This window comes from Paenibacillus sp. FSL H7-0735 (assembly GCF_038008505.1).
In the GTDB taxonomy this organism is placed as follows: domain Bacteria; phylum Bacillota; class Bacilli; order Paenibacillales; family Paenibacillaceae; genus Paenibacillus_AQ; species Paenibacillus_AQ odorifer.
In genome coordinates, this window is the sequence record NZ_JBBOZH010000001.1 from 4,727,302 (window position 1) to 4,748,512 (window position 21,211).

Annotated in this window: 19 protein-coding genes and 1 pseudogene; 3 read left to right on the top strand and 17 right to left on the bottom strand. The window is 42.9% G+C overall.

Going from position 1 to position 21,211, the window contains the following annotated elements; all coding sequences use genetic code 11:
• Window positions 1–114 precede the first annotated feature (114 nt).
• Window positions 115–1,977, top strand: a complete 1,863-nt coding sequence (locus tag NSS82_RS21535; protein WP_178944157.1) for a rhamnogalacturonan lyase — start codon at window positions 115–117, stop codon at window positions 1,975–1,977.
• Between the two features lie 237 nt (window positions 1,978–2,214).
• Here the strand turns inward: NSS82_RS21535 and NSS82_RS21540 are convergent, their stop codons facing one another.
• The 13 genes from NSS82_RS21540 to NSS82_RS21600 form a co-directional block, all read right to left on the bottom strand.
• Window positions 2,215–2,979, bottom strand: coding sequence for an ABC transporter ATP-binding protein (locus NSS82_RS21540; RefSeq protein WP_036688966.1), 765 nt, complete (start codon window positions 2,977–2,979; stop codon window positions 2,215–2,217).
• A 14-nt stretch (window positions 2,980–2,993) separates the two neighbouring features.
• On the bottom strand, window positions 2,994–5,333 hold the full coding sequence (locus tag NSS82_RS21545) for an ABC transporter permease (protein ID WP_076272009.1): 2,340 nt from the start codon (window positions 5,331–5,333) through the stop codon (window positions 2,994–2,996).
• Between the two features lie 166 nt (window positions 5,334–5,499).
• Window positions 5,500–6,747, bottom strand: coding sequence for an MFS transporter (locus NSS82_RS21550; RefSeq protein ID WP_178944158.1), 1,248 nt, complete (start codon window positions 6,745–6,747; stop codon window positions 5,500–5,502).
• Window positions 6,748–6,789: 42 nt separating this feature from the next.
• On the bottom strand, window positions 6,790–7,413 hold the full coding sequence (locus NSS82_RS21555; RefSeq protein ID WP_076141075.1) for a TetR/AcrR family transcriptional regulator: 624 nt from the start codon (window positions 7,411–7,413) through the stop codon (window positions 6,790–6,792).
• A gap of 692 nt (window positions 7,414–8,105) precedes the next feature.
• Window positions 8,106–8,783, bottom strand: a complete 678-nt coding sequence (locus NSS82_RS21560; RefSeq protein WP_076272011.1) for a DUF1266 domain-containing protein — start codon at window positions 8,781–8,783, stop codon at window positions 8,106–8,108.
• A 16-nt stretch (window positions 8,784–8,799) separates the two neighbouring features.
• A complete protein-coding gene (locus NSS82_RS21565) occupies window positions 8,800–10,248 on the bottom strand; it encodes a J domain-containing protein (protein WP_076100181.1) in 1,449 nt (482 codons plus the stop codon).
• The gene (locus tag NSS82_RS21570) at window positions 10,245–11,945 is read right to left on the bottom strand and encodes a molecular chaperone HscC (protein ID WP_076272012.1); all 1,701 of its coding nucleotides are present in this window, start codon (window positions 11,943–11,945) and stop codon (window positions 10,245–10,247) included. The genes NSS82_RS21565 and NSS82_RS21570 overlap by 4 nt, the downstream gene beginning before the upstream one ends.
• Before the next feature lie 218 nt (window positions 11,946–12,163).
• The gene (locus NSS82_RS21575; protein ID WP_076201434.1) at window positions 12,164–12,733 is read right to left on the bottom strand and encodes a 5' nucleotidase, NT5C type; all 570 of its coding nucleotides are present in this window, start codon (window positions 12,731–12,733) and stop codon (window positions 12,164–12,166) included.
• 85 nt (window positions 12,734–12,818) lie between these two features.
• The gene (locus tag NSS82_RS21580) at window positions 12,819–13,010 is read right to left on the bottom strand and encodes a cysteine-rich CWC family protein (RefSeq protein ID WP_076141099.1); all 192 of its coding nucleotides are present in this window, start codon (window positions 13,008–13,010) and stop codon (window positions 12,819–12,821) included.
• Window positions 13,011–13,545: 535 nt separating this feature from the next.
• Entirely contained in the window at window positions 13,546–14,568 is a 1,023-nt protein-coding gene (locus tag NSS82_RS21585) for an adenosine deaminase family protein (protein WP_076272014.1), read from the bottom strand.
• 112 nt (window positions 14,569–14,680) lie between these two features.
• The gene (locus NSS82_RS21590; RefSeq protein WP_143759061.1) at window positions 14,681–14,866 is read right to left on the bottom strand and encodes a hypothetical protein; all 186 of its coding nucleotides are present in this window, start codon (window positions 14,864–14,866) and stop codon (window positions 14,681–14,683) included.
• Entirely contained in the window at window positions 14,863–15,306 is a 444-nt protein-coding gene (locus tag NSS82_RS21595) for a hypothetical protein (RefSeq protein WP_143758655.1), read from the bottom strand. The genes NSS82_RS21590 and NSS82_RS21595 overlap by 4 nt, the downstream gene beginning before the upstream one ends.
• Before the next feature lie 51 nt (window positions 15,307–15,357).
• Complete coding sequence (locus NSS82_RS21600; RefSeq protein WP_076105255.1) at window positions 15,358–15,774, bottom strand: DEAD/DEAH box helicase; 417 nt, start codon at window positions 15,772–15,774, stop codon at window positions 15,358–15,360.
• Between the two features lie 424 nt (window positions 15,775–16,198).
• Between NSS82_RS21600 and NSS82_RS21605 the strand changes: the two genes are divergently transcribed.
• Complete coding sequence (locus NSS82_RS21605; protein WP_162636765.1) at window positions 16,199–16,357, top strand: transposase; 159 nt, start codon at window positions 16,199–16,201, stop codon at window positions 16,355–16,357.
• Between the two features lie 152 nt (window positions 16,358–16,509).
• A pseudogene (locus NSS82_RS21610) lies at window positions 16,510–16,786 on the top strand (DUF711 family protein); the annotation flags it as partial.
• A gap of 166 nt (window positions 16,787–16,952) precedes the next feature.
• Here NSS82_RS21610 and NSS82_RS21615 read toward each other — a convergent pair.
• The 4 genes from NSS82_RS21615 to NSS82_RS21630 form a co-directional block, all read right to left on the bottom strand.
• A complete protein-coding gene (locus NSS82_RS21615) occupies window positions 16,953–18,911 on the bottom strand; it encodes a carbohydrate-binding protein (RefSeq protein ID WP_076105254.1) in 1,959 nt (652 codons plus the stop codon).
• Between the two features lie 83 nt (window positions 18,912–18,994).
• Window positions 18,995–19,153 carry a hypothetical protein gene (locus NSS82_RS21620; protein ID WP_178944312.1) on the bottom strand — a complete coding sequence of 53 codons (159 nt, stop codon included), beginning with the start codon at window positions 19,151–19,153 and terminating at the stop codon, window positions 18,995–18,997.
• 140 nt (window positions 19,154–19,293) lie between these two features.
• Window positions 19,294–20,304: a glycoside hydrolase family 130 protein gene (locus NSS82_RS21625; protein WP_038572282.1), complete on the bottom strand. Its 1,011-nt coding sequence runs from the start codon at window positions 20,302–20,304 to the stop codon at window positions 19,294–19,296.
• A 56-nt stretch (window positions 20,305–20,360) separates the two neighbouring features.
• Window positions 20,361–21,197 (bottom strand): carbohydrate ABC transporter permease, encoded by an 837-nt coding sequence (locus tag NSS82_RS21630; protein ID WP_038572285.1) that lies wholly within the window; start codon window positions 21,195–21,197, stop codon window positions 20,361–20,363.
• Between the last annotated feature and the right edge of the window lie 14 nt (window positions 21,198–21,211).

Here is a 21,211-nt window from a genome sequence, read left to right on the forward strand (position 1 = left end):
AAATGGTTCAAGTAAATTTAAAACATATTTTTGTCTTTATGAAATATTATGTACTGTTCACTATGACATCCTGTGTAACCCTCGTGAACCAAAAATGAAAAGGAGGCTTCGTTAATGAGTAAGCGGTTACATCAGTCAGGATATCTTGTAATCATTTGGTTTTTAGTCTTTACGTTAGGGACGGCAGCTTTTGGCTCTCTTTCCTCTGTTTCGGCAGCAGCTGCCCGGCAAGCGGAAAAGCTAAGTCGGGGACTAGTAGCAGTCAAGGTATCCAGCGGTGTATTTGTGAGCTGGCGGCTACTCGGAACAGAAGAACTGTCGGTTTCTTTTAATTTATACCGCAATGGCACAAAAGTAAACGTTACCCCAATCACGGACAGCACGAATTATCAGGATAACGCCGGCACAGCTTCGTCTAGCTATACAGTTCGAGCAATCGTTGGCGGTATTGAGCAATCTGATTCTCCAGCAGCAAATGTATGGGCCAACAATTATTTGGACGTTCCAATTCAAATTCCGGCTGGCGGCACTACGCCAGATGGCGTAAGTTATACCTATAGTGCCAATGATGCCAGCGTGGGTGACTTAGACGGTGACGGGGAATATGAAATCGTATTGAAGTGGGATCCTTCCAATTCCAAAGACAACTCGCAAAGTGGCTATACTGGCAACGTCTATCTGGATGCCTATAAGCTGAATGGAACTCGGCTATGGCGAATTGATCTGGGCAAAAATATTCGGGCTGGCGCACATTATACTCAATTTCTAGTCTATGATTTCAATGGTGATGGTAAAGCCGAAGTAGTCTGCAAAACAGCAGACGGTACGGTTGACGGAGTTGGCGTAACCATTGGAAACGTAAGTGCAGATTATCGCAATTCCAGTGGATATATCCTGACCGGACCTGAATATCTGAGTGTATTTTCCGGACAAACGGGGAAAGCCTTAACCACAATTGATTATGTTCCTGCCAGAGGAACGGTATCCAGTTGGGGTGACAATTACGGCAATCGAGTAGACCGCTTTTTAGCAGGAGTAGCCTATCTGGATGGAGTACATCCAAGCATCATTATGGCACGTGGTTATTATACACGCACAGTCGTTGTAGCTTTTGACTGGAATGGCAGTGCTTTGACTCGTAAATGGACCTTTGATAGCAATAGCTCCACCAATGCTGGAACCGCCGGTCAAGGTAATCATAGCTTAAGTGTAGCCGATGTGGATAACGATGGTAAGGATGAGATCATTTATGGTGCCTTAACCATTGATAATAACGGTGCGACCTTATACAATACAGGGCTGGGTCATGGAGACGCGCTGCATGTAGGCGATTTAAATCCGAACCGCCCCGGTCTCGAAGTTTTTAAAGTCATGGAAAATACTAGTTCTCCCTATGGCGCTGCGGTATGGGATGCTGCAAACGGGACGGTCTTATGGGGTGTATACACGGGAAAAGATACCGGCCGGGGGATGGCTGCCGATATTGATCCCAATTATCCCGGGGAAGAGGTATGGGCTCACGGCGTTGGCCTATACTCCATTACAGGCACCAAAATAAGCAGCACAATGCCTTCTGTGAATTTTGGAATTTGGTGGGATGGCGACTTGTCCCGCGAACTGCTGGATGGTGTCAAGATTGATAAATGGAACCCTGCAAGCAACTCCGTTACCAATTTATTAACCGGAGCGAGCGTAGCATCCAACAATAGTACCAAAGCAACGCCAAGCCTACAGGCCGACCTGCTTGGAGACTGGCGCGAAGAGGCTATCTGGAGAAAGTCCGATAACTCGGCTCTACGAATCTATACAACTACGAACATCACCACTAATAAAATATATACCTTAATGCATGATCCAGTATATCGGTTGAGCATTGCCTGGCAGAATACAGCTTACAATCAACCTCCGCACACAGGATTTTTCCTAGGCAACGGTATGCCCACTGTGTCTAAACCCAATATCTACGTAGTGCCGTAAGCTTTCTAAAGAATTAGTAAGTGAATAAAAAAGCAATTGCAGTTATCCGGATGTGCCGGGGCAATTGCTTTTTTGTTCGGTTTATATCAGCAATGATCGAGGTGCGTTAATAGTTTTTTTAATTGTTTAATGCCTTCGCATTGAGTGGTTATTATTGCATATAAAATAGGTTTTAGTGTTGGGCAGATATTAAACTGTAAAACGTTGTTTGACATTCGTACAGCGCTAGATCCCCAATCAGAATCCCAGCTTTAATAGCCAGGCCGCAAGCTTCTCCTCCCGCCTTTTCAATTCACCATCTACGCGATTATATTTTCCAAGCCGTTGCTCAGCTGCAATGCTGCCATCTAGCATATATAAGACACGCTCAGCTTGAGCAGCGACTTTGGCATCATGTGTGGCGATTATAAGCGTTGTTCCTGATTGATTAATATCTGCTAATATGTCCATGATTTCACTAGCTGCTTTTGAGTTAAGCGCCCCGGTTGGCTCATCGCCAAACAATATATCTGGCTGATTAATGAGTGCTCTGCAGATTGCTGCTCTTTGCAATTGTCCTCCTGACACCTGTGTAATATCACGTTCAGCCAGCGTAGCAATTCCTGTTTTGTTCATTAACTCGGCTGCTCTTTTATTGATAGTTCTACGGCTGCTGGTTCTCGCCCGATAAGCAGACAGGATGATATTGTCGCGGATATTCAAGTTTTTTAACAGATGCATTTGCTGAAAAATAAAGCCCATATGCTTTAAGCGCAGTCCGGCTAATTCGTTCTCTGAAACTCCGCTGATCTCCTGCCCTTTAAAAATAACACTTCCCGCTGTCAACTTATCCATCCCGCTGATCGTATACAGCAATGTTGATTTTCCTGAACCAGAAGGTCCCATGACAGCTATGAATTCCCCCTGTGACACCTGAAGCTGAACATCCTTTAATATCGACTGCGGAGTTCCTTGCCCTGTTGAATAACTTTTTTTTAACCCCTTCGTCTCTAATATGAACATTCTGTCACCTCCTATCATTCGACAATTAGTTTGGCTATACTGGATTTTCTCATTGAGATCGTGCTTGTTACGGTGGTGAGCGCTACAATCAGCATGAAAAGTATAGGAAGAATAAGATAGGCTACCGCCGGATTGACTACAAACTGTATCTTAGAAGCACCCATAAAAGAGCCTAGCATTTGAGCAATTTTTTGCCCGAGAGTGTTAGCCGCAAAAGTACCAAGAATGACGCCCAGCCCTGATATTAACAGCATCCTTACCAGGTATTGCCTACGAATATCTCCTAACGTAAAGCCAACACTTCTCAAAATAGCGGTTTGCGAAGAATCCTTGGCAAGCAGCATTTTCAGAAATAAAGAGGTAATCAATACCGAAATCGAAAACGCGATAACGATGGATAAGCCTGTAACCAGCTTCAATTGGCGAATTGTATTTCCTAATGTCTGAGCTAAATAGCTTTGCAGATGAGTGATTTTTGCTGGATAAAATAATTTGGTGTACTGATCCATTTTTGCCTGGACGGAAATTCCCGGGTTCACATCCAAAGCTACGACATACCAGAGAACCGTCTTCGGGTCATATGGCAATTGCGCTTTTGCAGTTCGGCCACCATTAGTTATATCCTGATAGATCCCGCTAACGGTCAATTTTTTTGCCACCCCAGCAACCTCTAAATGAACGATATCCCCCACCTTTTTATTCAGTTCCTTGGCGTTCAGGTCAGAAAGAGCGATCTCACTTGCACTTCTAGGAGTTCCTCCATTAACATACGAGAGCGGAAAAATAGTAAAGTCACCGGTTTCAACATTTAGCGATTCCCATACACCATCACTACCTAATACCTTAAATCTAGAAGTAATCAGTGGAGATAATTTAGAGATGTCCGGGTCATTTTCAAGCTTGGTTATCATCTCATTAAAACGCTTCTCTATTTGGTTCGATTGCTGCAAATCTATACGAATATCGCTCTGACCGACGCCCATATAAGAAACAAACCGGGGAGACTGAAGGGTATTCAATATATTCACTGGCACTAGAACGATAAACAAACTGATCACAAATACGAAGAACAATAATCCGTACATGGTGAAGCGCCCGTAAACATCTTTTACCCCGAGAAAAGCATTCACGTTAACAAATTTACGCTTACTAAGTGAAAATCTGCTTGTGTTAATCCTTGCTTCACCCCTCGTACCTGACCGTAAAGCTTCTACAACCGTGATGCGATTAAAGCGTCTAAGAATCATCCGGCAAAAGAATACAACAACTCCAAAGATCAAACCTACCGCCAGGACAGGAACAAAATATTGAAGGATACTGGCAGGAGCAACGCCCAAATACAAAGTAATATTGGCTGTAAACAAACGCACCACACCTAAAGATAGTAAATATCCACATACAGAGGCGACGGCTGCCATCACGATATATTTTGCTAAATAAATGCTGCGAATATCTTGCTGCGTGATCCCAATCGCTTTCATGACACCTATCTCTCTGTAATCCTCTTCCAAGGTAGCGATCATCGTAAATCTGAGACATAAAATAGCAATCAGCATCAGCAGAACACTTACCAAAATAATAACAACTGCGATAATCCCATCCGTCAGTGCATTCAGCGTTTTAAATAAAGGATAGTCAATAGAGGGGCCTTTATTGGGCAGATTTGAGGATTGATACTCATTGCGGAAATCTTTGAGCTTGGATAGATCCGTAAGCTGAAATTCAATCAGGTATTCAGGTTCACCCAGATTCTGTCTCAGCGCTATGAAGTCAGCAGTATTTACGACAAATCGTTTGGAGCTGACCATGGCTGGATTCATTTGGACATCCCTTACAAAATCAGTAATCACAAACTTTTTATCGAACTGTTCACCTAGAATGCTAACTACGTCGCCGATTTTCAAATTCTTTTGCTTCATATAATAAATGGGGACAGCGATTTCTCCTGCCGATACCTCAATCACCTTGTTCTCTAAATTCAGCAGCAAATCAAACGAAGGATTCTGCTCTACAAAGCCGATATCCATCACGCTGTTTGCTTCCGAGCCTTGGTTACTGCCTAGATAAACGTTAGATCCATCCAAGTTAAGCATCTCTACGGTTTGTTGATCTTTCACCAGTGGATTAGTAGCTGTAAAGCTCTCGATTGCTGAGCTGTCGATTTGTCCTGCGTGCATCTGCACGAAATGAGGGGCTTTGGATTTAATCAATAGCTGATTCAAGGACCCCGACAATTCCATAATCACTTGCGACGCAGAAGCAACAAGCAAAGCCGATAACATGATAAACACAAATAATCCGAAGGTAATGATTTTATTGCGTTGAAGGTCTCTTTTTACAATTCGTAGCAGCATTGACGGGCCTTCTCCTCTCCTTAGTTGAATCCACCTACAGATAATCACTAGAATTAGTGTCACTGCGCGAAAATTTGGACTTCCGGAGACAAAGGCGGTCGCTATCGCTCCTACAGTTCCAAACTTTCTCTTCGTTTCTTTCCTTTATGGTTTTTAATTCGTTTAATTATTCATGTTCAAGGCAGCGAATGGATTTCATTCGGGGGATCACAAATGCCATAATAATGATGAGCAAACCAGAGATGATAAATAATAAGCCGATTCCCCGTCCTTCCCCTGTGCCTATCACCTTACCTACTGATGAAGTAAGCAGACCTCCCTCTCGCAAAAGAGGATTAAACACTTGATCAGCCAATATGCCAGCAAAAGCATACGCAGCCACATAACCGAGTTGTGATAAAATGCCAATGATCCCCCATGCCCGCCCCTGTGTGTCATTTGGGATATGGTTGCGAATCATAACGTCAGCACTGGTATTAACAAAAGGCAACGTTGCAAAAAATAAAAATCCAGCAGCTGTAATAAAAGCAACATTCGTGGTCAGTCCCACCAAAGAAAAAAACAAACCGGCGAATCCTAGGCCGAGCGCTAATACTTTGATATATTTACGATCGATGCTAAAAACTCCAATAATCAGACTGCCGAGCAACATCCCTATAGCACTTACAGACAATACCGTGCCTAGAGTTTTCGTATCCGTAAAGGGTAGAAGCATAGGCGTATATAAGGTTTGGAGAAAACCCACATAAAAAGTAACGACAGACAAAATGATCGTAAGCTGCAGTACACCTTTCGTGTAAATAAGAGCATCCCAGCCCTCCTTCAAATCTTTTACAAACGACTGATTCGTTGGGACTCTGTGTTCAGTATGTAGATTCCTGCGAACAGCCATCACTGCAAGAACTGTAACTAGAAAGGTTGAGATATCTATAAGCAGGATAGTTTTTATATCCATAAAGCTAAGCAAAATCCCGGCAAGGATAGGGGAAAGAAGATATTTTGAGGACGCAGCAAGCTGAACTAAACCACTGGCCTTGGCAAATTGCTTCTCTGTTAATAAATCTGTAATGGTAGCCTTGTAGGCAGGTTCAAGCAAGGATACAAAAATCGAACTAAACGTCACGCCTAGACAAATCTGCCATAAATGAGGTTCACCCAGCAGCATGATGATGAGAACATATACTAGTCCAAAAGCAGATAACAAATCCCCTGCTATCATCATCAATCGACGATCAAACCGATCCGCTAACACGCCGCCAAAAGGACTGAGCACAATGGAAGGGAGAAAAGCACATAAGGTTAAAAGTGCCACGCTAGAGGCAGTCTGCGTCATCTGGAACACATAAACCCCTAAGGTGAAAGCCGTCAACCCGCTGCCAATACTGGATATCCACTCCCCCATCCAAATGATCATAAAATTTCCGAAGGATTTGTTGTTCAGAATATTCCCTCTCCCCTACTCAAACATTTGAAACACATAGTCGAAGCTGCCCTTCTCCGCCCCCAGCGTAATTTCCATCGTATAGATAAAAGCTCTTATCTTCTGGATGATTTCCTCAGGCTGCCACTTGAATATACCTTCATCAAAAAGAAATTGAGAGGTGATCAATAGAAATTCCATCGTCTCCCGGGGATACGGATTGTGAAACAGTCCCTCCTCTATGCCCTGCTCAATGACCTCCGTCAAAACAGGAGTTAGCCGTAAAATGGTTTCCACCAAGCTTTTCTGGTGCAGCTGTGCATTATCAGCCTGATGGAACTGCTCAATCATTTGGCTTTTTCTGTCCGTATCCGGCTTTTGCGCCATAATGATTTGCAGCAGCTTTTCATGAACGGTCAGCTTAGGATCTGCAGCAATTTGCTTAGCGGTTGCTACACCAACATCAATAAATCGCAGCACTACAGCATCCATGACCTCTTCCTTCGATTTAAAATAATAGTAGAAGGTTCCCTTCGCAATACCTACAGCCTGCAAGACATCATTCACTGTCGTTTTGGTATACCCTTTCGTAAAAAACAGCATTTCTGCTGTATCCAATATTTCATTTCTACGTTCTTCCGCTTCTTTGGAAATTCTCATCTGAAACGTCCTCCATTCTATTGACCGACCGTCGGTCTATTCCAATTATATACAAATATCAGATCCTGTCAAGATTAATCCGGCATCACAAAAAGAGAGAATTCCAAAAGCTATGTTATAGCAGCTGGAACTCCCTCTTTTTTTGTGATTCACTTTTGAGTTTTACTGTTGGGTTTTAGTCTTACTATTTTCTGTTTAGTCTAATTGTTTACTGTTGGATTTTACTGTTAGGTTTTACTGTTGGGTCTTATTGTTTATTGTTGGATTTTACTGTTTGGTTTTACTGTTTGGTTTTACTGTTTGGTTTTACTGTTTGGTTTTACTGTTTGGTCTTACTGCTGCGTTTTACTTTTAGCTTGCTCTTTGATCTGATCCGTTGAGCGAAACCTTTGCTCGTGTTGTAACACTAAACTTCGTTTGCTTATATCACATTTACACTTACGACATAGCCTATCGGACACAGCTGACCTTATATGCTGCATTATCCCCCATTTGGAATCCTAACGGACCGCATAGCCACTATTGACATGAAAAACACCACAAAAGACCCCTTCCTCAAGGAATAGCTGCACTGGAGTCCGAAAACCGGCTCAAAGGGCTATAAATTTGCAAATAGCGTCCTTTGGGTCCTTAAGCTACACGGGATAGGTATTCTATAGGTATTCAATAGGTATTAATTACCTAAGTACGGACTAAGTGGCTTCCGGCTGCAGATTTTGCCCCCAAACGGCTTCCCTGTATAGAATGCTGCTATTTCGCATGAGCTTCTGCAATCCCGTCTCAAAAAGATTATCTAATCCGCCGGATTGTACTAATGAAAATTTGCTGCCCAAGGAATAGGCTATATAATAATCCGCCCAACTGCTATAACGTTCTTGTAGCTGCCTTGCTGCTTCTATTTTGTATTCCCAGGCTTCTTCCTTCTTCAAATAATCCTCAACATAACCAATCCGGCTCAGATAAATTACCCAAGCTAACCCAAAAGCAGAAATGTCACCAGAAGGCAACTGATGTATTCCTTGTGCAACAACCTTCAGATTAACAAAATCCTCATGATCCTTATGTGCCTCAAGATATTTACTGCGTGAGGTTTCGGAAAGTGTGGCTAAACGAGCATGTAAAGATCTATATTCTGCACGGTTGCCATCTTCTAGAAGCCAGCGAATCTGGCGATGAAAGGAGTTAGCATCCTCGATATTCCATCTTTCACAAGCATTTTTGATGAATCCTCTTTTGAAGAAGACGTTACTGAAATCAAACTCATAAACCACATAGTATCTCCCTAAGAGACCACGTATGCAGGTAGAGGAAAGACAGCGGAAATACATTTCCAATCGTTTTCTTTGCTTAACATTGTATTCCTTCAGCATATAGAGCCTCCTGATATTAGTTCGAGAATAGGTATGCTGTTTTGCAAATGTTCCTGATTTTCCATAGAATAATAAGAATGAACACCGCATTGACAAGCGGGGGAAGCTCAGATACTGAAAAATAACATATGGTATATACCAACATATAGAACCAGCTTAATTTCAGGAAAACCAATAGATAGAATAATATAGGCCCTATAATGTTCTTTCCAATGGTTACGAGCGAAGAGATACGAAGACGTTGTGGATACAGTTTTTTGTTGTTCAACATGGACTTATTCGCAAGGTAACGAAAATGAATGAACTCGTCCTTTTTAGGCTCATTAGTCTCCGTTTGTGTAAGAGCTTCCTCAATTTGAGAACATGCAATCTTACATTCCAGAATTAAACATTGCACATCTCTATTTCCAGCATCCTCTTGCAACAAATATTCACAATCCTTCATCGCTTCCTCATAACGCTGCAAATAGTAGAGAAGCCGCCCTCTTAATAAGTAACCGTCTCTTTCGTTAGGCCACATAGTGGTTACTCGGTCCAAGCACACCAGCGCTTCCATATAATCAGCAGTATCCAGACAATACTTAGCTCGCATTAATTGCAGATCCGGATCATTCTGAAACAGCTTATTTGCTTCATCGAGCAGTTGGCCAGCTTCAGTATGTTTATCCTCCATCAGCATGAATTGAGCGGATTGCCTCAGATTTAGATAGTGTTCTATGTCGAACTCAAGAGACTCCTGCAAAAGGAAACACTCATAACGCATCTCCAAACTTCCGTCGACCTGCCCTAGTATGTACTCGACTAACTTATTATCATAACGTTGAAGAAATATTTCCTTGTCCTCACGAAAATGAAAAAATGAATCTAACGCCTCCCATACGGCATAAGGCAAATTCCGATGCTGATCAAGGAACAACATAAGCTTGTCCCTTAGCCGATCACGATGCTCTATACTCCACATGAAATCTTCATTCAAAAGTGAATGCCACGAAGCTTGTTTAATCCGGCGCGAGAAGTCCGCATACAGTTCCCTAATTTGTCTGTCAAAAATAGCTGCTGGTTGTTCTTGAAGATCAGCATCAAGTTGAATGGGATGAGGGCGAAACAGCGTCCACTCGTTTTCATGCGGTATAAAAGTAGCCCCTTCTGCTTTTTCCTCGCCTTCTTCCTCCTCAGCTTCATCTACTCGTATTACTTTTTCTGCTTGTATCACCATTTCTTCTATTTCTTTTGATATTGCTTCCGCTATTTCTTTCTTATCCTCACCTACAAATGAAGGGACAGTGCTTGCTATACGCTGCCCGGAGCGGGCCCATTTCACAGCTGTATCATAAGCTTCTCTAAGCTGCTGGTATCCTTCAGGGTCATCTTCGGGGTGATGCGATTTCAGTTTTTTGGCATAGGCCTTTTTGATGATAGCTAGTTCATCTGTGGGTTCAATCTCCAACATACTCCAGATTGTCATGTGAAGTATGACCACCCTTCAATTTCCGCCAATTGCTCATTGAAAGCTTGTGCCGCTTTTTCAATCACTTTCTCGTTCTGAGTATATAAAGCATCTTCGAATACTTTCAGACACTGTGCGATAAACTTCCGTTGGTCCCCAAGCACCTCTTCATATAAACGCTCACCTCTAGCAAGCAGAAGCCTGTTCTCGGTACGCTCACGCGGATGAATTTTGATACTCCGCAGTTCCAGTAAACGAGCTTCAATTTGCTTTTTCGTCATTGCACCAGCATTTTGCTCGATGATCATCTGATGCTTCTGACCTGTTGAAACTGTTGTAACCTCCACCTCAAGAATCCCATTCACATCATATGTATATCTGACATCAATACTTTCTTCTCCCCGAGGTGCTTGCGGAATCTGAAACTCCATTTCTCCTAGGAAAAGATTATTTTCAACGCGAGGACTCTCCCCCTGATACACATCCACACTTATGATCTTCTGATTATCTGCGGCTGTATATAGACGTTCTACCCGGCTAACAGGAATCGGAGTGTTACGTTCAATGATCGGAAAGTAATGTCCAGATGACGTTTGTCCGCTTGAACCTCTACGCAAAACACTGGTCCCTAATGTATAGGGGCAAACGTCCGTCAAAATCATTTCATCCAGCGCTTGATCACGCTGCTTCAGAGCTACCTGAACCGCAGCTCCAAGTGCGACGGTCTCATCTGGGCTGATATTCGCATAAGGCATTTTCCCGAACATACGGCTGATAATTTGCTTAATCAGAGGCATTTTAGTCGCACCCCCAATCATCACAATCCCATCCAGATCGGAAGGCTGCAAAGAAGCATCCCGCAATGCTCTTTCTATCGGCTGCCTTAGACGTATTAATAATGGTTGTACCAATTGCTCAAGCTCTGAGCGATCTATAGTCAGAACGTATTCTTCCTCTTTAATAACTATCCGCATAGTCGCAGCAGACTCTGTACCAAGAATTCGTTTACTCTGCTCTGCCTGCTTATACAACATCGACCTCGTTATTGGTGTTAACGATTCCGCGTCCAGCTTATTCTTTTGGATAAAATAGGCCACTAGTATCTCCGTGAAATCTTCCCCGCCTAGATAGTTATCTCCGGCAATCGACTTAACATCCATTACCCCTTCGAAAAGCTCCAGAATTGACACATCAAAGGTTCCTCCACCCAGATCAAAAACAAGAAATGAAGTCTCCTGATTCTGATGCAGGCCATAAGCGAGTGCTGCCGCCGTAGGTTCACTAATAAGCCGCTCTACTTGTAAACCAGCCAGCTCAGCCGCTTTCTTAGTTGCTTTCCGCTGAACATCATTGAAATAAGCCGGAACACTGATTATAGCTTTCGTTACGGACTCACCTAGATGATTTTCCGCATCCTCTTTCAGGGACCGCAGAACGAAAGAAGATAACTCTTCAGGAGTAAAAGTCATCGAACCTAGCGTATATTTCTTTGCTGATCCCATAAAGCGCTTAAAAGTCGAGGCGGTTAACTGTGGATGTGTAATCAGTCGTTCCTGTGCGATTCTTCCAACTAATACTTCTCCCCCTGCATCTACACTAACAATCGAGGGTGTTACATGCTCCCCGAGTACATTGGGAATAATTACAGCCTGACTGCCGTCCCAATAAGCAGCAAGACTATAGGTCGTTCCTAAATCAATTCCGATTGTTCTCACTACTATCTCCACTCCTTTTATATACAATAATATACAAAGAAAAGAGTCCAAGAATCGAAATGTCACTAATTCAACATATTTACATCCAGAGCATAATAATGAAATTGCGCTTCTGCAATAGATATAAAAAAGGTATCTCAAAAGCCACACTGGCTAATGGGATACCTTCATTTTTTGGTGGAGGATATTTTTCTGTACATCATCTATAAAAAACAGTCTCATTCGCTCTTTGGACGTCCTAACATCTGATCTATCTTCTCTTTTGCACCTTCCCATGAGGTCAATAATGGAAAAGCATATTGTTCACGGGCCCGCAAATTCCATGGATGCGGAATACAAAGCACTTTTCTTCCCTCCTGCAATGCCGGAACCAGGTTATGCACCCCGTCATCGATCAATAGATCGTAGTTAATAAGATTTTTTCGCTTACAGGTAAAGAAATTTTCAATCGGAATAAACGGCATATGCTTCTGCAGCCAGTTCCATTTTTCCACCACCGACTGGGGTTGGGCTGCCGTAACAATAATTACATCATAAGCGTAATGCAGTTTCTCCATTTCTCCTACGACATGTTCGTCAAACAGTTCAAGCTCTTCATACAGACCGGGCCGCCCATAGAAAATCTCTTGTGTACAATCCGGATGACGTAAATGATCCGTATTCCAATCAAGCATTTCCTCATACCGCAGCAGATGCGTGGGAAAATCATTATTATTATGGTATATGGCTCGCTTCACTAGATGGCAAATTGTATCATCCATATCTACTGCAATTATTGGCTTCCTCATCTGCGCCTCCATTATTTTTTTAGATTACACTTTAATTATATACAATGAAATTACGGTATTCGTCGAGAGTTAATTAAAATCCCGGTTAATGTTTATTAAATGCTTCTACGCATTTTTGGCAGATACAAGCTTTCCCTCTCAGTTCTTCCGGGATCTGTTCCTGCAATTCGAGTGGAATTTCTGTATGGAAACACCAACAGTCACCGCTTTCAGCGCCACAACGATTCAATTCTTTACATAAAGGACAATGGCGTTCTTCAACCAGTATGTTCATCATATCCAAAATTTCTACTCCCCCAAAAATCACAAACTATTTTTCTTTGGAAAACCATATCAATAAAATAAATCCAACAAATGACAAAACGTCAGTAAGTAAAACAAACAACTCCCCGAATAGGTTTCCGCCATAACCACTTCTGAAGATCCCTAGTTTAGCATAAGCCCAGTTTCTCTATTATTCCTACACTTGTGAACTCGGTTCACTTGCATTAAGATAGTGAACATTACGAACTCGATTGGGAGAATAACAGATGAATGATAAGAAGATGAGCTTTTTAGAGTGGGTTCGGGAAAGAAACAGTCTCGTATTTATCCGCTTCAAACCTCCACTGCCATATTTTCATGTGTACCTCCAACAGTATTATTTCACTCTTCCAAGTGCTATCTTTCCTTCTATTAAATCTTTTCTTATTTCATGCAAAGCTTTAACTCCTTCATTCGTAAGTGCGACCTGATTATAGTTTAATCCAACACCCATCCTTTGCCTATCATCCAGAAGGGATGCAAATCAGTGGTCGTTAGTATCTCTTCACCTATATGGATATTCCAGTATCTGGATTATTGGACCAGACCATATCACCAACTTGAACCTGTTCAATCGGCTTGGCACCTTCTTGGTTATTCACCAGTGTGCCAGGTGAGAAGCAATTACACGGGTTGAATTTATAGATTTGCCTGAATATCCGTGCTACAAGAATAAGTTTCTGTCCACGAACAAGATATAAAATGGAGTTGAGTCCATCAGGACCCGCCCCAAGGATTTTAATAATATTTCCTGTTAGATCATAGTGAAAACAAGGTGGGTCGTCAGAATTAATGCATACTTTCACTTCGTTGTCTATTAATTTTTTGATTGGATATTTATCCCACGACGGATATACTTCTAAGCTTATATTAGAAGCTGGACATAGAGTAAGTAATATTTTTTTATCTGCCAACCATTCTAATAACTTTTCGTCCTCTACAGCACGAACACCATGATCTATTCTATCAAATGGTATCGATTGGATGGCATCCCAAATACCTTCTGGACCAACTTCTTCACCAACATGACCCGTAATAAAGAATCCATTTTCTTTTGCAACAGCAAAAGCCTCAGCTTGCCGATGAGCCGGATGTCCAAGTTCTTGCATATCCATTCCCACAGCAATCAATGAAATCATATCTCTGTACTTCACTAACTCTTGAATATATTTACAGTTATCCTTAACTTGAGCTGTTCTATCGAGGTTTGCAATGAAACGTATATCAATATTATTAAACTTTTGTTTTACTAATTTTAAGCCTTTAGCAAAGCCATTCATAACAGTTTTTAGTGGAATTCCTCTACGTCCATAGCAAGCTGTGTAATCAAACATTGCTTCACGATAAATAATATTTTGTTCTACCATTTCACGAGCACACTCAAAGACCATGTCAGCGAAGTCATTTTCTGTTTGAATTGAAGAGATCGCTGTTAACATCACAGTAATAAATTCATTAGCAATAATTCTCAGAATACTATTTCGCTTTAATCCAAATATTTTTTCTTTTTCTGGCCAGGTTAAATTATCCATATTTCTATTTGAAAGAATCTCAAAAGCCCTTATGAAATAAGTTCTCTCTATTAATTCTTTGCTTGAATTCAAACCGTATTCACAACTACAGTCAGGACAAAGAAAATACTGTTTAGAATGCAGCAAGTGTGATAAGTACGCCCTGCAGAAGACGAAGCAAGGATGTTGGGAGTTCTCTTGATACTAAAAGTGAATTAGGTTCATCGATATCTGGATGAAGAGAACTAACCACAATTACAGCGACTACGGGTACTGTTATTTTATAATCGGCTAACCCTAAGATCGAAATAGTAATCAAAGAAACTGCTGCGCTTGGCTTAGAGTAGCACAAACCTCGGAAATTTCAATCTTGGTTGTCATAAGCTTGAAGGCAAGTAATCCTCCTTGATCATCTCTCATCTTCTTTCCTACTTGAGCGTACACTTCATCAATTTGCTGGTGAAAAGTTTGACGAAGCTGAGCAAGCTCGATTTGATTTCCATGATCGAGTTCCGAAAATGCACTTCGTTTGAAGATTGCTTCAAATAAAATTTCAAAACGGTTGATATCTACTTTCTTTTCGAAGACATTGCAGCATACATCCTCTATTTCATGTGCTTCGTCAAAAATGACGGCATCATATGCTGGAAGAGTACCATTCCCCGTCTTCATTCTCATTTTTAGATCATTAAAGAAGTAAGCGAAATTTGTGACAATTATATGGGAGGTATACATCTTTCCTTTCAGGTCTTCTAACATGCAGTTGCTTGGTTTAGTATTGGCTGGACAATTGGAAGCACTAATCTTTTTTCACACATTGTCTTCAACATCGAATCCTAGAGCCGCACGATCCCCAACCCGTTCTTGTTTCACCATCTTTGAAATTTCACGTACAAGTTTAGCTTCAGAATCATTACTGCGTAACTTTTCTTGCCAGTGAGCTTCTAATTTTGTATTACAAATATAATGATCTTTTTCTTTGACATGTTGGAACTTAAGTGATAACTTCTCCATCTTAAGAATGTTAACTACTCTTGGCAGCTCCACATTAACGATTTGATTCATTAAAGGGATCGTATGCGTACAGACAATAACTGTTTTCTTATTAACGACAGCCCATCGAGCTGCAGGAGTTAAATATCCAAGTGATTTACCAGTCCCGGTGCCGGCTTCGCAGATTAAATGCTGTGAATTTTCTAAAGATTCGCCAACCTTTTTCGTAATCATTATTTGGGGGGCTCGTGGGATATATCCATTTACTAACTTAGACAAATGCCCTTGAGCCCCGAAAGCCCGTTCAATAAATAATATATTGTAAATGCCTTTGTAGGAAGCTTGATAAATAAAATCTATGCTATCACTCTCATACTTATTTATTCATCTAAAATTTTGGAAGCATCTGATTCGTAAAAGTATTCATTTTGTCGATCTTTATACTCCTGCGGAATTTCCTTCCCCCAATATTTTGCATACGAATGTAATGTCCTCTTGTTCCCTCCACTTCCAGGTTTCCCAAAATAAAATTCGAGATAACTCTCGGGTTTGCTAATAGGATCAAAATCCCGATCACTAATATCTTCCACGATGGATTAGGCAACCCTCTAGCTTTTCTACTGACGGGTGGTCAAGTTATTCTTTTCCAGCGATTGAATTGCTTCAGGAGTTAGATATTATTGGAAGTCACATTCTTGGCGACAAAGCCTATGGCTCAGAAGCGATTCGGAACTGGATTACGACTAAACAGGCCACTTACACCATTCCACCTAAAACGAATAGTCAACATCCATGGAAGGTCGATTGGTATCGGTAGAAAGAACTCCACTTGGTTGAATGCTTTTTCAATAAAATCAAACACTTTCGCCGTGTGGCCACTCGTTACGATAAGTTGACTAAGTCATTCCTCGCGTTTATATACATAGCTTCCATTTTTAAATTGACTCAATGATAGTTTTCAGACACGCCCTAAATGACAATATTAAAAAAAGTGGCGTAATGGCCTCCTCCTATGTAGGTGGGCTTAATAGTAGAGCCTTTATTCCGTTCCATGAAGATCACGGCATGATTAAAGCGGCTCAGCGGGGTACCCTTACACTAGAGAAGCTGGAATCTATGACCTTTGGTCGAATTTGGCAGCCTGCTCGGATATGCACCAGTTATAGCAGTAAACGGCTTCAACTGCGCGAACTTCGTTAATCGTGGCGGACGAATCCCAGCTCCAATTCATAGCTTTAAGAATTAATTGAAACCTCAAACAGCAAGTCCCTATTTCACTTCACTTAGGAGACTTGCTGTTTTTTTGTGTTAGTTGGTCAGTCGTAGAAAAAAACTTTAGCTGAATGTAGAGGCATATCATTTGATATACCCCTTTATCCATCTTATTGCAATTAAATCAAACCGTTTCCATTCTATTTGAACTGGAACCAAGTTAAATTTGCAACTGTGGTTGAATCTGACTTAACAAAAGTAACATATACTGTATGGGTTCCTACAGCTGTCCCGGCATTAAGCGAGATATTCTTGACTGACCATGTCTGCCATCCGCCTGTGCTTTCTGCCGTCCAATAACCCAGCATAGTGCCTGTAGGGCTGTCCAAGTGGAATTCTATTCTTCCGCCGGAATTAGCGGATGCGACCTTCAAATCAATACTTGTTTTAGCTGTACTACCAAAATCTACATTTTTAAATGCTATATAGTCGCCATTACTCCCTCCACCAACATCCAGCCCACCATCAGTGCTTGCCTCATAGGAAATAACACCTGAACTAAGGTTATAGCCTTCCGCTTCAAATTTCAATGTGTTGAATTTTGGAGCTTCAGCATAGCTGTTAGTATCTGTTATTTTCAATTCTGTCAATGTAGTTGCCGCAACTCCACCGACGCGAACATTGTTTAATGTAACTCCGGAGACAGTAAATGTATCACTCCAACCCTTCATTACTGAAATTTCACCTAAAGCGCGTAAATTGATATTATTATAGACCACATTTTTTATCGGTCCGCTTTTTGCAGAAAGATCAAACCATCTGGAGTGAACACCGGATCTTGGCCAGAAGCCTTCTACATCTATATTGTCAAATATGATGTTTTGTGCTGGTGTAGTCCCATAAAGATGACCTACCGCTAAAGCGCGCCAGCACCTGTATACATAAGAGTTTTTAACAACAATGCCATCCTGAAGCTGTTTAACTCCATCTCCAACCTTAAATGCTCCACATCTGCTCCAAGCCAAAGCATCATCCACAACTACATTTGACTGGTTTTCAGGACTTCCCGGCCAGTTTGCAGCTATATCCGTAGTTGCTACATCCCATGTCTTAAATGAGTATGTGTCATCCTCCGATACTGCTACCGTGTGCTTTATTAGTACATTCTGGCTCTCTTGAATGTCTATTGCATCATTTTCATAATCAAGTTCATTGTTGTTGAAATGCTTTGTATTCTGGAATGTGACGTTATTGGATCTTGTAACTATGGTAGCCCAGCCCCCGCTGTCTCTTATTGTTATGCCGTCAACCGTGAAGTTGCTGCACTGCAAGGGTACAAGAATATTGTTCAAATAATTCTTTGTATTTCTCATATAATGGCCATTGCCGTCAATAGTCCCCCTGCCGTATATCTTAATATTGTTTGCATTTGTTTCGGTGTAAATAAACCATGTTCCATCCTTACCCAGAGAATTCTTATGAAAATGGGTAGTGTAATCGCTCGGATTTCCTGAACCCCTTATAACAGAACCACCCTCCAGATAAACCGAAACATTGCTTTTTAAAACAAGGTTTCCGCACTTATAAACACCGGCTGGAACGTATACTATACCGCCACCTGCTGCGTTAGCCGCATTTATGGCGTTTTGTATTGCAGTTGTAGCCATAGCGGCACCGGTACTGTCGGCACCGTATTGAGTTTTAACATTGTATATACCTGTACCGGATGAAGCCGGAACATTGGTTTCAAGAGCATCTGCCGCAATAACCAGATCTTTCAGGTTATTGATTTTAACTATAAGATATGTTGGTGATGAAAGTGTAAATGTAAGTGTATTTCCGCTCTTTGTTGCACTAATTCCCAAAGCTTTGGGAGAAATATTATAGGTATTGATTGTCTCGCTTGCTGTTATTGTGATTGTAGTAGTACCTGAAAAAGAGAAATTACAATAATTATAGTTTACAAATACCGCCGAAGTGTCGATTACCGGTATATTTGTAGAGTCTGCTGTTACCGTGTATTGACTGGTCGTGGTATAGATCGACGGTAATGGATAGCTTACAATTGTATCCGCCGCTCTTGCTGTCAAAGGAACGACAGCTAAAAGACTGGCGAGCATACAAACAATTAAGCTTAATAATTTTAACTTTTTCAGCATAAATAAACACCTCTTTCATATTTTTAGGAAATACTCTGTCATCAGTGAATAATGATTTCACCAGTGATGCTCTATTACTCTTTTCATAAAATCGACATATTCCTGTTCAGCTTCGGAAGTGGCAGAGTAATACTAACCTTTTCTGCATCAGCAAAGTTTCCTTTTAAAATACGGTCCTGGTTTTGTTGCACCTTGTGCAGGATTTCTGCGTTGGTCGCTACTACTGAGCTGTATTGTTGCATTTTATGGATAATCTCCCCACGGTCGCTGTTGTTGATTTAGCATTGTTGCACTTCATGCACAAACTCCGCGCAAGCCGCTCCAATCATGGCACATGGCCCCACTGTTACTCCGCATTTCCGCCCTCAGCCTGCTTCCAATCTTATCTATGCTCCGGCTCCAGACAGAGTCGGAGCAGATCGTCCACATGGGCCGTTGCCAGACATTCTACCGTATCCGCAGAGCCATAATAGATCTTGACCTCGCCGTTATCCTCCAGAATCATCCCTCCCGGAAAAATCACATGATTGCGGAAGCCCCCGCCAATCTCATAGTCTGTCTCCGGTGCCAGCAGCGGCTGCCTGCTCATGCCGATCACCTTGCGGGGGTCCTCCAGATCCAGCAGCATAATTCCGGCGGTATAGCGCTTCTTCCAGGTGTCCTCCCAACCATGCTTGCCTCTGGCCGGGTCCACATCCACCGCATGGAAGGTGGTCAGCCAGCCCTTATCCGTCCGGACCGGAGGTGCGGCCGGACCGACCTTGTCATTGGCAAACGGCACCTGCTCGACGGCGAGCAGTAGGCTGGAGTTGCCCCAATGCTTCAGGTCCGGCGACTCGGAGATCCAGGCATCGAAGCGGTCCCTGCCGCCGCGGCTGTATACCGTGAAGGGACGCTCCAGCCGGACATACTTGCCGCCGATCAACTCGGGAAACAGTACCATATTGCGCAGGTCCGGTGTAGACAGGCTGAGCACCTCGAAGTGTTCCAGATCATCGGTAACGGCAATTCCGCCGCGGATGCCATGGTGCGTATCCACGGCAAAACACATATAACAACGGCCGCCGATCACGGTCAGGCGCGGGTCGTAGGCGCGGATAATTTCCTCGTCATGCATTTTGAACACTGGCTTCGGGCCGGCGGTCCAGCTCAGCCCGTCGTCACTGTAAGCAATGCCGAGATCCGTGGTGTGGTGCGGCTCAAGCGTCTGATCGGCCAGTGAGCCGTAATCATTGCGGAAGATCATCACATATTTGCCGTTAAATTTCGTTACACCAGCATTGAATACCAGTGCGGTGGGGTAAGGAATCTTCGCTGCAGCCAGCACCGGATTGCCCGGATACCGCCGGATGAACGGGGCAGATTGCAGAATCGCCGGAACGTGTTGAGTCATGGGGTGTACCTCCTTGAATGTTAAAGATGGATTATGGGTTGCGCAGGGCCGGACCGCTACCCTTTGAGGGAACCGGCCGTCATCTGCATGAAGGATTTGTTGGCGAACAGATAGGCCACGAGAATCGGCAGAATGGACAAGCAGGCGCCCGCCATCATATAGTGGGTCTGGGAAGCGGCCGAAATCCCGTATTTCAGGTTCGCCAGCCCGACAGTCAGCGTCTGCAGCTCCGGCTTCGTCATCGTGAACACGAGCGGCAGCAAATATTCATTCCACGCGCCGCGGAAGGTGAACAGCGCACCTACGCCGAGTCCGGGTCCGAGCAGTGGCAGAATAATTCGCCAGAAGGTGCGGCCAGGGGAGCTGCCGTCCATCAGCGCCGCCTCATCCAGCTCACGGGGAATCCCCTTCATGAAGCTGGACAGAATGAAGAAGATCGAAGCATGGGCGGAGATCAGAATCAATATGACCCCCCACAGGCTGCTGTGCAGATGAAGCTTGACCATCAGATCAAACTGCGGGCGCAGCACGACCGCCCCTACTGCCACGAACATAGTGAAGGATTGCAGGCCGATATACAATTTCTTGCCTGCAAAATCCATCCGGTCCACCACATAAGCCGCCATGGATGATACCAGCAGCGTGCCAACCACCGCCGCCAGAGAGACAATCAGGCTGTTCAGCGTATATCTGGAGAAATTCGCCTGCGCCCAGGCTTCGGCATAGTTCGAGAAGTGCCAGCTATCCGGCAGGAAGGTGGCTCCCGCAGTCAGTTCGGCATTTGTCTTGAAGGAGCCGAGAATGGTGATAACGACCGGAATCAGGGTGATAAAAGCAAATGCCAGCAAAAAAATCCACAGGATGATATTGCCCAGTATGGTTCTTAGTCTCATAATATCCTCTCTCC

Excerpts from the sequence above, each read along its gene's own strand:
- NSS82_RS21535 (WP_178944157.1), top strand. The coding sequence starts at position 115 with ATGAGTAAGCGGTTACATCAGTCAGGATATCTTGTAATCATTTGGTTT.
- NSS82_RS21540 (WP_036688966.1), bottom strand. The coding sequence starts at position 2,979 with ATGTTCATATTAGAGACGAAGGGGTTAAAAAAAAGTTATTCAACAGGG.
- NSS82_RS21545 (WP_076272009.1), bottom strand. The coding sequence starts at position 5,333 with ATGCTGCTACGAATTGTAAAAAGAGACCTTCAACGCAATAAAATCATT.
- NSS82_RS21550 (WP_178944158.1), bottom strand. The coding sequence starts at position 6,747 with ATGATCATTTGGATGGGGGAGTGGATATCCAGTATTGGCAGCGGGTTG.
- NSS82_RS21555 (WP_076141075.1), bottom strand. The coding sequence starts at position 7,413 with ATGAGAATTTCCAAAGAAGCGGAAGAACGTAGAAATGAAATATTGGAT.
- NSS82_RS21560 (WP_076272011.1), bottom strand. The coding sequence starts at position 8,783 with ATGCTGAAGGAATACAATGTTAAGCAAAGAAAACGATTGGAAATGTAT.
- NSS82_RS21565 (WP_076100181.1), bottom strand. The coding sequence starts at position 10,248 with ATGACAATCTGGAGTATGTTGGAGATTGAACCCACAGATGAACTAGCT.
- NSS82_RS21575 (WP_076201434.1), bottom strand. The coding sequence starts at position 12,733 with ATGAGGAAGCCAATAATTGCAGTAGATATGGATGATACAATTTGCCAT.
- NSS82_RS21580 (WP_076141099.1), bottom strand. The coding sequence starts at position 13,010 with ATGATGAACATACTGGTTGAAGAACGCCATTGTCCTTTATGTAAAGAA.
- NSS82_RS21585 (WP_076272014.1), bottom strand. The coding sequence starts at position 14,568 with ATGGATAATTTAACCTGGCCAGAAAAAGAAAAAATATTTGGATTAAAG.
- NSS82_RS21595 (WP_143758655.1), bottom strand. The coding sequence starts at position 15,306 with ATGTTAGAAGACCTGAAAGGAAAGATGTATACCTCCCATATAATTGTC.
- NSS82_RS21600 (WP_076105255.1), bottom strand. The coding sequence starts at position 15,774 with ATGATTACGAAAAAGGTTGGCGAATCTTTAGAAAATTCACAGCATTTA.
- NSS82_RS21615 (WP_076105254.1), bottom strand. The coding sequence starts at position 18,911 with ATGCTGAAAAAGTTAAAATTATTAAGCTTAATTGTTTGTATGCTCGCC.
- NSS82_RS21620 (WP_178944312.1), bottom strand. The coding sequence starts at position 19,153 with ATGCAACAATACAGCTCAGTAGTAGCGACCAACGCAGAAATCCTGCAC.
- NSS82_RS21625 (WP_038572282.1), bottom strand. The coding sequence starts at position 20,304 with ATGACTCAACACGTTCCGGCGATTCTGCAATCTGCCCCGTTCATCCGG.
- NSS82_RS21630 (WP_038572285.1), bottom strand. The coding sequence starts at position 21,197 with ATGAGACTAAGAACCATACTGGGCAATATCATCCTGTGGATTTTTTTG.